Here is a 12,943-nt window from a genome sequence, read left to right as displayed (position 1 = left end):
CCGCAAAGTGACGGTGATTTCATATGCATGAAAACCTTGTTCTTGCGATTGGTTGATTACCGTCTTTTCGTAATCATCATAGTGGAGTGCTGGGATTTCCTGTTTCAGCGGCTCGATCGCCATTGTTGAAGCGGCCGTCTCCAATTCCGATGCAGCGATGATCGATTGCCCGGACTCTATTTGATTCAATGTAGAAACAAGTTCTTGTACGTCCTTTTTCCCCGTACCGCCCGCTTCGATGTCCATGACCATTTCTTCCAAGTAATCGACGGCCTTAAAAACGATATCAAGAATTTCGGTAGTAACACTGATTTTAGAGTTTCGGATTGCATCTAGCACATTTTCCATTTTATGTGTCAAGTCAGCGATGTCTTCGTACCCCATCGTTGCAGACATACCTTTCAATGTATGTGCTGAACGGAATACTTCATTGACGATCGCTAGATCTTCTGGATTTTTCTCCAGTTCTAATAAGTGTTCATTGCACGCTTGAAGATGTTCTTTACTTTCTTCGAGAAACATCTCAAGATATTGATTTGTATCCATCATGACGCCCCCTCAAGAGTGTAAGATTTCCGTAATTGTGTCCGCTATGAGCTGCACATCAACGATCGTGTCGGCGAGGCCGGCTTCTTTAATCGCTTTAGGCATTCCATACACGACAGAGGTCTTTTCAGACTCCGCAATTGTAATTGTAAAACACGCCGATTTCAGTTGTTGCATCCCTTTCATACCGTCATGGCCCATCCCTGTCATGATAGCCGTTACATATTTGAGCTCTTGATTGGATGCAGCCGACTCCAACAGTACGTCCACGGATGGACGATGTCCCATTCTAGGCGGATCCAAATCGTCGAGTCGAGCACAATAGCCAGCCAGGCATTTTTCAAATTTCAAATGCTTTCCACCTGGGGCGATATAAGCGACGCCTTTTTGAAGAGCTTCTCCGTCCTCGGCTTCCTTCACCCTTATATCACTTAAGCCGTCCAATCGCTGAGCCAATGACTTCGTAAATCCTGGCGGCATATGTTGGACGACCAAAATCGGGGCATTTATAGTAGATGGCAGCCGTGTAAGCACTTCTTGTAGTGCCCGTGGTCCCCCTGTCGATGTACCTATTATAACAAAAGTCTCATGTTCTTTGGAAATCTTTTTATCTCGCAATGAAACTATTTTAGTAGAAAATGAAACTGATGGTACAGCTTTCCGTTCATTAACTGGAAACTCTTCCTTCACTTGCTTCTTCATACGCGCCATAGGTGGTTTGACGAGATTGGAGATTTTCACTTTTGCCGCAGCAGCGACTTTCCCGACAATTTCCTGTTCCACTTCATGCAAGTTAAGTGAAATGGCACCGCCCGGCTTAGCGACAAAGTCAACTGCACCATAATCCATGGCGATCAACGTGTTTTCCGCCCCGATTTCAGTAGTGCTTGATAGCATTACTACTGGCGTAGGTTGTTGTTCCATAATTTCTTTTAATGCCTCAAGACCATTCATGAGCGGCATTTCAATATCCATGGTGATGACATCTGGCCGAAGTTCAATGACTTTTGCAACAGCATCTTTTCCATTGCGCGCTATCCCGATCACTTCGAGCTGCGGGTGTTTTGAAAGCATTTCCGATATCAATTTTCGCATAAACGCGGAATCATCGACGACTAGCACTTTTTTCACAGTGCCGTTTACCAAATCATTCACGCCCTTTCAAGAAAATCCCTTTCAACTTTTGAAGGAATCCGGTTCCTTGTTTTTCCTCCGTCTGATCCATTTTTACGAATTCACTTGTGATCGCTGTCATCCGCTTTGAAACAAGAGCATTCGGAAAGAGCAAGATAAATGGCTTTTGCGCGATCACCGCTTTATGTACAGCGGGATCTTCCGGTAAAAATCCTAATATCGATGTTTCTTTGTCAAGAAATTTCCTCATTGCATATTGTAAACGAGTTACCGCATCATTGCCGTCATCGTGTTTCGTCACCCGGTTGCTGACAATGCTGAATTTTTTATCCGGATCGCTAAGACATATGAACTTCATCATTGAATAGGCATCCGTTATGGAAGTCGGCTCTGTCGTTGAGATTACAATCACTTCGTCCACTGCAATGATCAATTCGATTGAGCGCTGCGTTGCACCTGCCCCCATATCGAAAAGGATGAAGTCAAACTCCTTCTGCAATTGTTCAAAAGCGGCTAGCAGTCTTTCGAACATATCCTGAGACCAATCGAGTACAGAATCCAGCCCCGATCCTCCTGAAATGAATGAAAGGCCGTCCTCATCCGTATTTATGACATTTTCCAATCTTTGTTGGCCAGTCAAATAATCTTTTAAACTATATTGAGGTCCAACACCTAGTAGAATATGGATATTGCCCATGCCGATATCCATATCTACGACGATGACTTTCTTGCCTTTCAGACGTAAAGAATGGGCGAAGTTCGTCGAGAAATTCGACTTGCCCACCCCTCCTTTTCCACTTACAATTGCAATCGATTTCGCCAAACCGCCTTGAGCCTTTAACATCTTCATTCGAAGCGCTTCCGCTTGGTCACGCATGTTCAGCACCTGCCAATAACAATGTGAGCATTTGTTCGAGATCCGCCTCAGCTATATCTTCCGGCACTTCTTGTCCATCTGTGTAGTAGGCGGTGCCGATGCCATATTGTTTCATCAGATTGAACATCGGGCCGATTGATCCCGTTTCATCCACTTTGGTAAAGATGAATTTTTCAATCGGAAAGGAGGTGAACTTATCGATGATTGTTCTCATATCCTCCTCTTTTGATGTCACAGATAAGACAAGGAATGATTCCATATCCAATGAAAAATCGATTAGATGTTTCAAGTCATCCACAAATTTCATTTCTTTATAATTCCGACCTGCCGTATCGATGAAAATCAAATCAAGGGCTTGCATTTTCATGATGGCTTCTTCAAAGTCTTTGCTGTTATAGGCGATTTCGACAGGTGCCTGCAATAGATTTGCATATGTGCGTAATTGTTCGATAGCTGCTATCCGATACGTGTCAGTCGTTATGAAACCGATTTTCTTCTTATCTTCCAAAAGGGCCCTAGCGGCAATCTTAGCGATTGTTGTCGTCTTTCCGACCCCAGTTGGACCGAGGACGTTAATATATTTTTTAGAATTTGAAATTCCCCCGAAAGGCAACTTCGAGAATTCATTCGTTAAGACAGTTTTCGCTACTTCCATTTGCTCTTCTAGCGAAAAATCTTTCTTTTCTTCTTTCATCGAAGTAAAGATTTCATTTCCAATTTGAAGGATCAGCTCTTTGGATAATTCCTGCCTTTCCAAAACAGTGAGCAGAGGCTTCAGCTCATCCGGGAAACTTGCGAATGAAGCGGACTGTTTCATTTCTTGTAACAGCTTTTTCATTTCATTCATTTCTTTCTTTATTTCCTCATCCTGCTTCGGCTCCACAAATTCAGCAGCCGATTTTGGAGTGAATGTCGTTTCAGTAGGTGTGTGCAAGGGTTCATCGAAACCGGCTACGACTTCAACCGACTTCTTTTGAAAAAAACCGAGAAATCCTTTGGAGGTGACAACATTTGAGCTAAGGATGACAGCATCATCCCCAAAATCTGCTCTTACTTTCTTCATTGCCTCCACCATCGTATCAGCCGTATATTTTTTCATTTTCATCAGATATCCACCACCCCGACACTTTGAACTTCAATAGAAGCTTCGAGCTCATTGTAGGATAAAACAGGAATTTGCGGGAAGTACCTCTCCGTAATTTGCCGTAAATACATCCGGATGGCAGGCGAGCATAAAATGACAGGTGATTGGTCCATCAACGCCACTCTTTCGACCTCCCTTGCAATTGATTCCAATATTTCTTGGGAATGGGAAGGATCGATCGATAAATAATTGCCTTGCTCGGTCTGCTGGATATGATCAGCAATCAATTTCTCGACTTTTCCCGACACCGTCAATACTTTTAACGCATCTACCCCAGTTGAGTATTGCCCGGTGATTTGTCTTGCAAGCGATTGTCGGACATATTCCGTCAGCAAATCGATATCGGAAGTGTACTTCGAATAGTCGGCCAGCGTTTCAAAAATGATTGGCAAGTTACGAACGGAAACATTTTCATTTAATAATTTAGCCAACACTTTTTGAATCTCTCCTATAGAAAGAGGTGTCGGTGTTAGTTCATCGACCAAAATCGGATACGTTTCGCGGACATGATCGACGAGTTGTTTTGTTTCCTGACGTCCAATCAGATCAGCTGCATTCGCCCGGATTACTTCAGTGAGATGGGTTGAAACGACGCTTGGCGGATCGACGACCGTGTACCCCATAATTTCAGCGTCCTCTTTCACCTCTTCTGTAATCCACTTTGCCGGAAGGCCAAATGAAGGTTCGACCGTATCGATTCCGACGATCGAATCGTCGCCCCCCGGACTCATTGCAAGATAATGGTCAAGAAGTAATTCGCCTCTTGCCAACTCATTTCCCTTAATCTTAATCCGGTACTCATTCGGTTGCAGTTGAATATTATCCCGGATCCGGACGACCGGAATGACGAGTCCCAGTTCTAGAGCAAGCTGTCTTCTGATCATGACGACCCTATCCAGTAAATCCCCGCCTTGCTGGGCGTCGACCAATGGAATGAGACCGTAGCCAAATTCAAATTCAATAGGATCGACATTCAGTAAGTTGACTACATTTTCCGGACTCTTCATCCCTTCTGTTTCAACCTCTTCTTCCATTTCCAGCAATTCTTCTGGGTCTTCTTCCGGCTGTCTTGACATGATGAATGCGCCTAGCACCAGAAGCGCTGCAATTGGAATCGTAAGAATGTCATTAATCGGTGTAAACAGCCCTAACAAGAAGACAGTAGCTGCTGCAACGTAGAGCAACATCGGCTGACCCAGTAGCTGTTTCGTAATATCCGAACCAAGATTGCCTTCAGAAGCGGCTCTGGTCACAACAATCCCTGTCGCGGTCGAGATGAGCAAGGCAGGTATTTGGGAAACAATTCCATCCCCGACGGTCAAGCGCGAGAATTTTGTTGCCGCTTCCGCGAACGGCAAATCCATTTGCGCAACACCAATGATCATTCCTACAAGAAGATTGATAATAACGATGATGATGCCGGCAATGGCATCTCCTTTTACAAATTTCGTCGCTCCATCCATCGCTCCATAGAAGTCGGCTTCATTGCTCACCTTTTCACGGCGGTTTCTTGCTTCCGACTCGGAAATCATCCCTGCGTTCAAATCTGCATCAATACTCATCTGCTTACCTGGCATCGCATCGAGCGTAAAGCGGGCAGCCACTTCCGAAACCCGCTCCGAACCCTTCGTGATAACGATGAATTGGATAATGATCAAAATGACAAAGACGACAAGACCGACGACGATATTTCCCCCGGTTACAAATGTACCGAATGTATCGACAACTCCACCTGCATCACCTTGCGAAAGAATTGCACGGGTTGTTGAAACGTTCAAACCCAATCGGAAAAGCGTCAGCAATAAAAGCAAGGAAGGAAAAATAGAAAATTGCAATGCTTCCTGCATATTCATCGAGGTTAAAAGGACCAATAAGGCAAGTGTTATATTGATGATGATCAGAAAGCTCAGAAGCCAAGGCGGTAATGGGATGACGAGCATTGCAACAATCATGATGACCGCTGCCAATACTCCGATATCTTTGAATTTCATGCCATCCCCACTTTCTAAAAATTTATATCTGTCACAACTAAGCGTGATTGCGTCCGTAGGCGTAACTTGGACCAGTCTGTAGATTCAAGTTAAATTTTCCGTTGTATGCGATAAACATATGCCAATATTTCTGCGACTGTCTTGAAAAACTGATCCGGAATGTGATCTCCAATTTCCACATCGTCATACAAAGCCCTTGCCAACGGCCGATTTTCCACCATGACAATATTATGCTCTTTCGCAATCAGCTTGATCTTTTGAGCGATAAAGTCAGCACCTTTCGCAATAACGACGGGCGCGTCCATCTTTTCATCGTCATATTTCAAAGCGATAGCAAAATGTGTTGGATTCGTGATGACAACATCCGCTTGAGGCACTTCCTGCATCATCCTCCGCATTGCCATTTCCCTTTGGCGCTGTTTGATCCGCGACTTGATGATCGGATCGCCTTCCGTATTTTTATATTCATCCTTTATATCCTGTTTGGACATCCGCAGGTTTTTCTCATAATCAAATTTTTGATAAAAATAATCTAATATTGAAATGAATAAGAGAACAAAGGAGGCGACAATACCCATTAAAGCGACCAATTGCCCGACAGTCGCCAACGTGTCATGCGGCGTCTTGAATGCTAGACCTAACACTTTTTCGATGTTCGTCATCAGAAGGAACGTCGTGACTGAACCGATAAAGGATATTTTCAATAAGGATTTCAATAATTCAACGAGTGCCCGAATGGAAAATATCCGTTTCAATCCTTTGATCGGATCTATTTTTTTCAAATCGAATTTCAGAGGTTCTGCTGTAAACAGCAATCCGAATTGCATCAAGTTCCCCACGATGCCGGCAATGACTGCAATCGCCATAATCGGCAGTAGGATATACGCCATCTGGACGATCATCTCTACGTAAAGAATCATCGTTTGGTCGATATCCAACGCTTTAATGGAAATGGATTCCGTAAATGAATGCGTAAAGAAAACAAAAAATCGATCCTTCATGAAGCCGGCAGCGAAAAAAAGGAACAGGAATACGAAGAGAAGGACAATAGCTGTCGTTACATCCTGGCTCTTTAATACCTGTCCTTTCTTCCGAGAGTCGAGTCGTTTTTTTGGTGTGGCCTTTTCCGTCTTTTCGCCGGCAAAGAACTGTAAGTCCAAACGAATCATCCGTCAGCCACCTCCTAAGATGATCATCAAGTCCCTCATCGCTGACATCATCACTTCGAACAATTTTTGCATCATAGCAATCATTACAGTAAACATCGTCACAAGAACGAGGAAACTGACACCAATTTTAATAGGAAATCCGACAACGAAGATATTCAATTGAGGAACTGTCCTCGCTGTTATGCCCAACGCTAAGTCGACGAGAAACAAAGTGGCGACGATAGGTACGGACATTTGAAAAGCGATTGCGAACGTTAAGGCAAATGTTCGTATGACGAATTCAATTAGCCGTTCTTCTCCGAAGGCAGGCCAAAGCATGTCGATCGATATGAAGCGATAACTGTAAAAGATCCCGTCAAGGAGCATATGATGACCATTCAACGTCAGCAACAGCAAAATGGCAAGCGCATTGAAAAATTGACCAAGCAGCGGCGACTGAGCGCCTGTTTGCGGGTCAATGACGTTCGCAATGGCAAAGCCCATTTGAAAATCGATAAAACCACCAGCAATCTGGATTGCCGACATGACGATATAGGCGATAACACCGATGAATAGCCCAGTGGCGGCTTCCTTGATCACAAGAAGTATGTATGTACCATCGATCTCAAGATTGGGGGCGTCAATCGTATACACCATCATCCAAGACAATAATGCTGCAAAGATAATCCGTTGCGTCGTCGGAATTGCACGGTATGAAAACAAAGGGACGGTTACTATAAAGGCAGTCACTCTTGTTAAAATAAGTAAGTAAACAGCTAAAGAAGGAATCAACTCTTCCATTCCATCACCCAATATACCGGACTAGATTATCAAAAATATCTGTCGCGAACGCTGTGACTCTGGCCAACATCCAAGGACCGAAAAAGACGATGGCGACAAGTACTGCAATAATCTTTGGCACAAACGCCAACGTTTGCTCCTGGATTTGTGTCGTCGCCTGAAATATACTGACGACCAGACCGGAAACCAACGCAACAATCAACAGCGGACCGGAAGTTAATAAAATGACCCAAACCGCCCGCTCAGCTATCGCTATGACTAATTCGCCTGTCATTACTTACCACTCCTAACTGTTAACTTGCCGATTTCCCGAATAAATATGACAGGTAGTTGCATTTATTATCTTTGCATCTAAAAACTTTGCAATAATGACTTGACGATGAGATACCATCCGTCGACAAGGACAAATAACAAGATCTTAAATGGCAAGGAAATCATGACCGGCGGCAACATCATCATCCCCATGGACATAAGAACACTTGCAACAATCATGTCAATGACTAGAAATGGGATAAAAATCATGAACCCCATTTGAAACGCGGTCTTTATTTCACTTAATGCGAATGCGGGCACTAACATCGTCAATGGAATGTCTTCCAATGTTTCGGGTCGCTCTGCTTGGTTGTATCGTAAAAACAATTCCAGATCTTTCTGCCGTGTATGTTTACTCATGAACTCCTTGAATGGCAGGCTTGCCTGTTCGTAAGCTTCCTCCAAAGTGATTTCTTCAGCGAATAAAGGTGAAAGAGCTGTTTCGTTCACTTGTTGGAAAGTAGGTGCCATGACAAAGAATGTTAAAAACAGAGCCAGCCCCACAATCACTTGGTTAGGCGGCATCTGCTGCGTCGCCAGAGCAGTTCTAACAAAAGACAAAACAATGACGATCCGTGCAAACGACGTCATCAGAATGAGGATTGCCGGCGCTAGTGATAAGACAGTAAGAAGGAGAAGCATTTTGATGGATGTCGATACATTTGTCGGGTTGCTGTCCGAAAAAAACTGGACGAAATCATTCATCTTTTCTGCTCTCCTTTTCTGCTAATCGGTTCAAATGCTTTTTCCTCTCCGCTTTCAATTCGTCTAGCCTGGAAGTGAACACTTTTTTGAAATCGGCGGGTTGATCGCTTTCATCCACTGCATCCCCTTTTCCGAGCGGAAACATCGTGAGCAATTTATTCCCCAGGCCTGGCGGAGATTGAAGTTCATCTTCAACGAAATAGCTTTCCAATGCACTGATCTCTTCCGGATCGGTAATCTCTTTCAACAACCTTACTTCGTCGCCTACACCAATCAGGTAATAGGAATCACCAATGACGACCAATTGAATGGATTTCTGTTGTCCTAACGAAAGACCTCCGACGTTTTTCATCAATTTATGCTGGTCAAACTTTCGATTCTTTCGGTTAATAAACTTCAATAGCGCAAGGAGAAGACCGACTACAAAAAACAATGCCAATAGTGTTTTCGTATAATCCCACCAAGACAAGCCGACAGCTGCCCCGTCTTGATTGCGGTCGGCAGCTGGCTCTTCTTCATCGATCACCTTTATCTCGTCTTGTCCATTGTCCTTTTCTTTATCCTGGTCCTGGTCCTTTTGGAACCAATCAGATACTGATTTGTCCGTTTCGCCATCTGCATAGGTCACGATAGGCAATGAAACGACTAGGAAGATTGCCAGCAGGAAAATCGTTGAATACTTTTGCAAGACTGATAGATCCATAAGTTAACCTATTGCTTTTTGGATCGCTTCAACCACGCGGTCAGCTTGGAACGGCTTCACAATGAAGTCTTTTGCCCCTGCTTGAATTGCATCGATGACCATCGCTTGCTGTCCCATAGCGGAACACATGATGATTGTAGCTGACGGGTCCTTTTCTTTAATGGATTTCAACGCTGCAATACCATCCATTTCGGGCATTGTAATATCCATCGTTACAAGATCCGGCTTCAATTCCATATATTTTTCAACGGCTTGCGCACCATCGGCAGCTTCACCAACCACTTCAAAGTTGTTCTTTGTCAAAATATCCTTGATCATCATACGCATGAAAGCCGCGTCATCTACTATTAAAATACGTTTACCCATTCTCTAGACCTCCCGAATCTTATCGTAAATTATTTAAACGTTCTGTCTGACTCAATATATCAGTAATCCGCACACCGAAGTTTTCGTCGATAACAACGACTTCTCCTTTGGCGATATGACGGTTATTCACTAATATATCAACAGGTTCTCCTGCCAGTTTATCCAATTCTATGATGGAACCACTAGACATTTCAAGGATTTCTTTTACCGACCGCTTCGTTCTTCCAAGTTCCACAGTCACTTGCAAAGGAATATCCAACAACATATTCAAGTTGTTGGTCTCACCTTGGTTCAATGAAGGGCTATCAAAGCTTGCGAAACGTGCTTGCTGTACATGGACAGGTGGCTGTTGCTGTCTTTGTGGAATTTGTTGCTGAATTGGCGTCTCATACGCAGGATGCTCGATTGGTTGAGAGGAATTTTGCATGTTGCCGAAATCAGAATGGTCCGCTTGCGGAAACTCCTGTTGATTCGGTTCGTTGGCTGGAGCCGGTCTCGGCGCTTCCAATGTAACTGCGGCTTCCTCTTCTGCACCCATCCCCATAAGCGATGCAACAAGGTTTTTCCCGAATTGCAACGGGAATAACTGCATAATATTTGAATCGATCAAACTCCCGACTTTTAACTCGAAGGAGACTTTGATCAGCATTTCATCCTTCGGAATTTTCTCAATCCCTTCCTCATTTTGCATATTCATCAGGTCGATGGATGGAGGGGAGATATCAACTTTCTTATTGAAAACAGTGGACATCGACGTAGCCGCCGATCCCATCATTTGATTCATCGCTTCCTGTACAGCACTTAGATGGATTTCATTCAATTCTTCATTCGGGGCCAGTCCATCTCCGCCCAACATAAGATCAGCGATGATTGCAGCATCACTTTGTTTAATGACAAGAAGGTTCGTGCCGTTCAAGCCTTCTGTATATTCCACTTGGACCGCTACATATGGATGTATGAATTCAGTTTCAAGCATACTACGATCCACTACAGAGATTGCAGGAGTGGTGATTTCCACTTTTTGTCCTAGCAACGAGGAGAGGGCTGTTGCGGAACTGCCGAAAGAAATGTTCCCGACTTCCCCTAAGGCATCTTTCTCCATTTCGCTTAATTGGTCTTCAAAATCCCGATGTTCAGAGGACGATGTCGCTGCTTCTTCTGCACGAATCGGTTCTCCGCGCAACAATGCTTCGATTTCTTCCTGAGAAAGCACATTATCACTCATCATCTTCATCCCCTCCGTTCAATATATCGATTATTTGTACAGCCATCCTGTTTCGAAGATGTCCAGGCTGCGCTGTGAATTTTGGTATATCTCCCACTTTGACAATCAATGGGTCTTCAATTTTCCGATCAAGAGAGATGACATCTCCTACTTGGAGATATAAGAAATCCTCGACCGACATAGCCCCTTTTCCTAATTCGGTAGTGAGCGGCAAACTTGCTTGTCGAAGCCTCTTTTCCAAAATGATGCTCTGTTCAGGCGACGGTTCTTTTTTATTCGATTGCATCCAATAACGCACCGATAAATTCGGAACGATCGGCTCAAGGACGACATGTGGAATACAAATATTGATCATGCCACTTGATTCTCCGATCACAATATTGAACGAAATGACGACAACTGTTTCGTTCGGTGAAATCATTTGAAGAAATTGAGGATTCACTTCCATTTCAGATAGGAACGGATCTATTTCAATGATACCCGACCACGCTTCACGTAAATTATCAAATGATCTTTCGAAAAGGTTCGTCAATATCTTCGTTTCGATTTCAGTCATATTGTCCACTTTTCCGGGACCTTCGCCTATTCCGCCCATCAAACGGTCAAGCATGGAATAGGCGACGTTCGGATTGACTTCCATGATGATATTCCCTTCAAGTGGCGGCACTTCGAAAATATTGAGCAATGTCATATTGGGAATGGATCGGATGAACTCTTCAAACGGTATCTGATCAACCGAAGCGACATTTATTTGAATATACGTCCGTAATTGAGCGGAAAAGTAAGTCGTCAATAATCTTGCAAAGTTTTCATGGATCCGTGTCAGGCTACGGATCTGATCTTTTGAGAAACGGAGGGCTCGTTTGAAATCATATACTTTGACCTTCCGGGTCTCATCTTCCTTCTTCATCTCTTCCGCCGACATTTCACCTGTCGATAATGCCGATAACAAGGCATCAATTTCATTTTGGGATAAAATATCTCCCGACATAAGGCCACCTCCCGGCATAGTATATGTCCACCATTTTTATTGGATTATATAAGAAACGATGTACACTTTTTCGATTTCACCCTCTTGCATGAGTGGATTCAATTGAGACTTGATGGAATCCTCGAATGCTTGCTTCCCAGCTTTTCCTTCAAAATCTTTTGAGGTCATTTCAGATAATTCTTGAATGACGATGTTTTGAACCTGGAAATCTCGTTTCGCGAGCTCTGCAGCTGCTTTTTTATCTGTTGTCTGGATCTTCAATGAAATCCTGATAAACTGGCGGCCGGATAGATTTGTCATGATTTCCGGGACGTCAACAGAAGCTTCGAGAATGTCATCGATTGTCGGCTCTTTGGCTGCCGAATCCCCTTTTAATTGCAAGGTGAGGATTAGACCGATGATACCGACGAGCGTTAGGGTAACAACAATGATTAATGTGATTGTCAATGCTTTATTCTTCATTTTCTTCACCCCGGATATGCGGATTCGATAATAGTTGGACTGACTGATAGAATTCAATGATGCGTCGATTGACTTCGTCGATCGGGTCCAGGACGACATATTTGGTGCCAGTCGTCAATGTGATCGTCGTATCGGGAAACGATTCGACGGTTTCTATGTATAGGGCGTTCAACATGAACGCTTTGCCGTTAAGGCGTGTAACTTTGATCATATGTAAGGGGCCGGGCACAGGGCCGGCCCGACCCTCCTTTGCTAGTAACGCATAAAATTGTTGAAACACGCATAAATTCGCTGAAATGCGCATAAATCGCTAGAAACGCGTATAATTCTCTTGAAAAGCTCATAAATGCGTGTTATGAAACATAAATACTTTTAAAAGCGCATAAACCTATAACTTAGAACGTTGCTTTCCGTTCCAGCACTCGCTTTCCGCGAGCATGGCTTGAGCCAATCGAACAGCGAAGGGTTCGATTTGCCGTATTTCTGCGTCCTATGCAGAAATTAAGGCATCCTGCAATATCCTGCTCGCAACGCTGCG

15 protein-coding genes are annotated in these 12,943 nt (G+C 43.8%); all 15 read right to left on the bottom strand.

Annotation, left to right across the window (positions count from 1 at the left end; all coding sequences use genetic code 11):
- A partial coding sequence (locus AWV70_RS24720; RefSeq protein WP_235588698.1) for an Hpt domain-containing protein occupies positions 1 to 546 on the bottom strand: 546 nt, incomplete at its 3' end.
- A gap of 12 nt (positions 547 to 558) precedes the next feature.
- Positions 559 to 1,701 carry a protein-glutamate methylesterase/protein-glutamine glutaminase gene (locus AWV70_RS15680; protein WP_082713657.1) on the bottom strand — a complete coding sequence of 381 codons (1,143 nt, stop codon included), beginning with the start codon at positions 1,699 to 1,701 and terminating at the stop codon, positions 559 to 561.
- The gene (locus AWV70_RS15675; RefSeq protein WP_060209153.1) at positions 1,694 to 2,557 is read right to left on the bottom strand and encodes a MinD/ParA family protein; all 864 of its coding nucleotides are present in this window, start codon (positions 2,555 to 2,557) and stop codon (positions 1,694 to 1,696) included. The genes AWV70_RS15680 and AWV70_RS15675 overlap by 8 nt, the downstream gene beginning before the upstream one ends.
- The gene (gene flhF, locus AWV70_RS15670; protein ID WP_060209151.1) at positions 2,550 to 3,662 is read right to left on the bottom strand and encodes a flagellar biosynthesis protein FlhF; all 1,113 of its coding nucleotides are present in this window, start codon (positions 3,660 to 3,662) and stop codon (positions 2,550 to 2,552) included. The genes AWV70_RS15675 and flhF overlap by 8 nt, the downstream gene beginning before the upstream one ends.
- Positions 3,662 to 5,692 carry a flagellar biosynthesis protein FlhA gene (gene flhA / locus AWV70_RS15665; protein ID WP_060209149.1) on the bottom strand — a complete coding sequence of 677 codons (2,031 nt, stop codon included), beginning with the start codon at positions 5,690 to 5,692 and terminating at the stop codon, positions 3,662 to 3,664. The genes flhF and flhA overlap by 1 nt, the downstream gene beginning before the upstream one ends.
- 89 nt (positions 5,693 to 5,781) lie before the next feature.
- The gene (gene flhB / locus AWV70_RS15660) at positions 5,782 to 6,861 is read right to left on the bottom strand and encodes a flagellar biosynthesis protein FlhB (RefSeq protein ID WP_060209147.1); all 1,080 of its coding nucleotides are present in this window, start codon (positions 6,859 to 6,861) and stop codon (positions 5,782 to 5,784) included.
- Between the two features lie 3 nt (positions 6,862 to 6,864).
- Positions 6,865 to 7,641, bottom strand: a complete 777-nt coding sequence (fliR, locus tag AWV70_RS15655; RefSeq protein ID WP_060209144.1) for a flagellar biosynthetic protein FliR — start codon at positions 7,639 to 7,641, stop codon at positions 6,865 to 6,867.
- Positions 7,642 to 7,645: 4 nt separating this feature from the next.
- A complete protein-coding gene (gene fliQ / locus AWV70_RS15650; RefSeq protein WP_060209142.1) occupies positions 7,646 to 7,915 on the bottom strand; it encodes a flagellar biosynthesis protein FliQ in 270 nt (89 codons plus the stop codon).
- 77 nt (positions 7,916 to 7,992) lie between these two features.
- Complete coding sequence (gene fliP, locus AWV70_RS15645; RefSeq protein WP_060209140.1) at positions 7,993 to 8,658, bottom strand: flagellar type III secretion system pore protein FliP; 666 nt, start codon at positions 8,656 to 8,658, stop codon at positions 7,993 to 7,995.
- The gene (locus AWV70_RS15640) at positions 8,651 to 9,361 is read right to left on the bottom strand and encodes a flagellar biosynthetic protein FliO (RefSeq protein WP_060209138.1); all 711 of its coding nucleotides are present in this window, start codon (positions 9,359 to 9,361) and stop codon (positions 8,651 to 8,653) included. Before AWV70_RS15640 ends, fliP begins: the two co-directional genes overlap by 8 nt.
- Before the next feature lie 3 nt (positions 9,362 to 9,364).
- Positions 9,365 to 9,727 carry a response regulator gene (locus tag AWV70_RS15635; RefSeq protein WP_060209136.1) on the bottom strand — a complete coding sequence of 121 codons (363 nt, stop codon included), beginning with the start codon at positions 9,725 to 9,727 and terminating at the stop codon, positions 9,365 to 9,367.
- Positions 9,728 to 9,746: 19 nt separating this feature from the next.
- On the bottom strand, positions 9,747 to 10,952 hold the full coding sequence (gene fliY, locus AWV70_RS15630) for a flagellar motor switch phosphatase FliY (protein ID WP_082713660.1): 1,206 nt from the start codon (positions 10,950 to 10,952) through the stop codon (positions 9,747 to 9,749).
- Positions 10,945 to 11,943, bottom strand: coding sequence for a flagellar motor switch protein FliM (gene fliM, locus AWV70_RS15625; protein WP_060209133.1), 999 nt, complete (start codon positions 11,941 to 11,943; stop codon positions 10,945 to 10,947). Before fliM ends, fliY begins: the two co-directional genes overlap by 8 nt.
- A gap of 36 nt (positions 11,944 to 11,979) precedes the next feature.
- Positions 11,980 to 12,405, bottom strand: a complete 426-nt coding sequence (fliL, locus tag AWV70_RS15620) for a flagellar basal body-associated protein FliL (protein ID WP_060209131.1) — start codon at positions 12,403 to 12,405, stop codon at positions 11,980 to 11,982.
- Positions 12,395 to 12,616, bottom strand: coding sequence for a flagellar FlbD family protein (locus AWV70_RS15615; protein WP_060209127.1), 222 nt, complete (start codon positions 12,614 to 12,616; stop codon positions 12,395 to 12,397). The genes fliL and AWV70_RS15615 overlap by 11 nt, the downstream gene beginning before the upstream one ends.
- Between the last annotated feature and the right edge of the window lie 327 nt (positions 12,617 to 12,943).

The organism is Sporosarcina koreensis (assembly GCF_001531445.1).
Lineage (GTDB): Bacteria > Bacillota > Bacilli > Bacillales_A > Planococcaceae > Sporosarcina > Sporosarcina koreensis_C.
This window is presented reverse-complemented; position numbering and strand designations above follow the sequence as displayed.

Bases quoted from the DNA above. Each gene is read 5' to 3' on its own strand.
- flhF (WP_060209151.1), bottom strand. From the start codon at position 3,662: ATGAAAATGAAAAAATATACGGCTGATACGATGGTGGAGGCAATGAAG.
- flhB (WP_060209147.1), bottom strand. From the start codon at position 6,861: ATGATTCGTTTGGACTTACAGTTCTTTGCCGGCGAAAAGACGGAAAAG.
- AWV70_RS15675 (WP_060209153.1), bottom strand. From the start codon at position 2,557: ATGCGTGACCAAGCGGAAGCGCTTCGAATGAAGATGTTAAAGGCTCAA.
- fliR (WP_060209144.1), bottom strand. From the start codon at position 7,641: ATGGAAGAGTTGATTCCTTCTTTAGCTGTTTACTTACTTATTTTAACA.
- flhA (WP_060209149.1), bottom strand. From the start codon at position 5,692: ATGAAATTCAAAGATATCGGAGTATTGGCAGCGGTCATCATGATTGTT.
- fliL (WP_060209131.1), bottom strand. From the start codon at position 12,405: ATGAAGAATAAAGCATTGACAATCACATTAATCATTGTTGTTACCCTA.
- fliY (WP_082713660.1), bottom strand. From the start codon at position 10,952: ATGAGTGATAATGTGCTTTCTCAGGAAGAAATCGAAGCATTGTTGCGC.
- fliP (WP_060209140.1), bottom strand. From the start codon at position 8,658: ATGAATGATTTCGTCCAGTTTTTTTCGGACAGCAACCCGACAAATGTA.
- AWV70_RS15640 (WP_060209138.1), bottom strand. From the start codon at position 9,361: ATGGATCTATCAGTCTTGCAAAAGTATTCAACGATTTTCCTGCTGGCA.
- fliM (WP_060209133.1), bottom strand. From the start codon at position 11,943: ATGTCGGGAGATATTTTATCCCAAAATGAAATTGATGCCTTGTTATCG.
- AWV70_RS15635 (WP_060209136.1), bottom strand. From the start codon at position 9,727: ATGGGTAAACGTATTTTAATAGTAGATGACGCGGCTTTCATGCGTATG.
- AWV70_RS15615 (WP_060209127.1), bottom strand. From the start codon at position 12,616: ATGATCAAAGTTACACGCCTTAACGGCAAAGCGTTCATGTTGAACGCC.
- fliQ (WP_060209142.1), bottom strand. From the start codon at position 7,915: ATGACAGGCGAATTAGTCATAGCGATAGCTGAGCGGGCGGTTTGGGTC.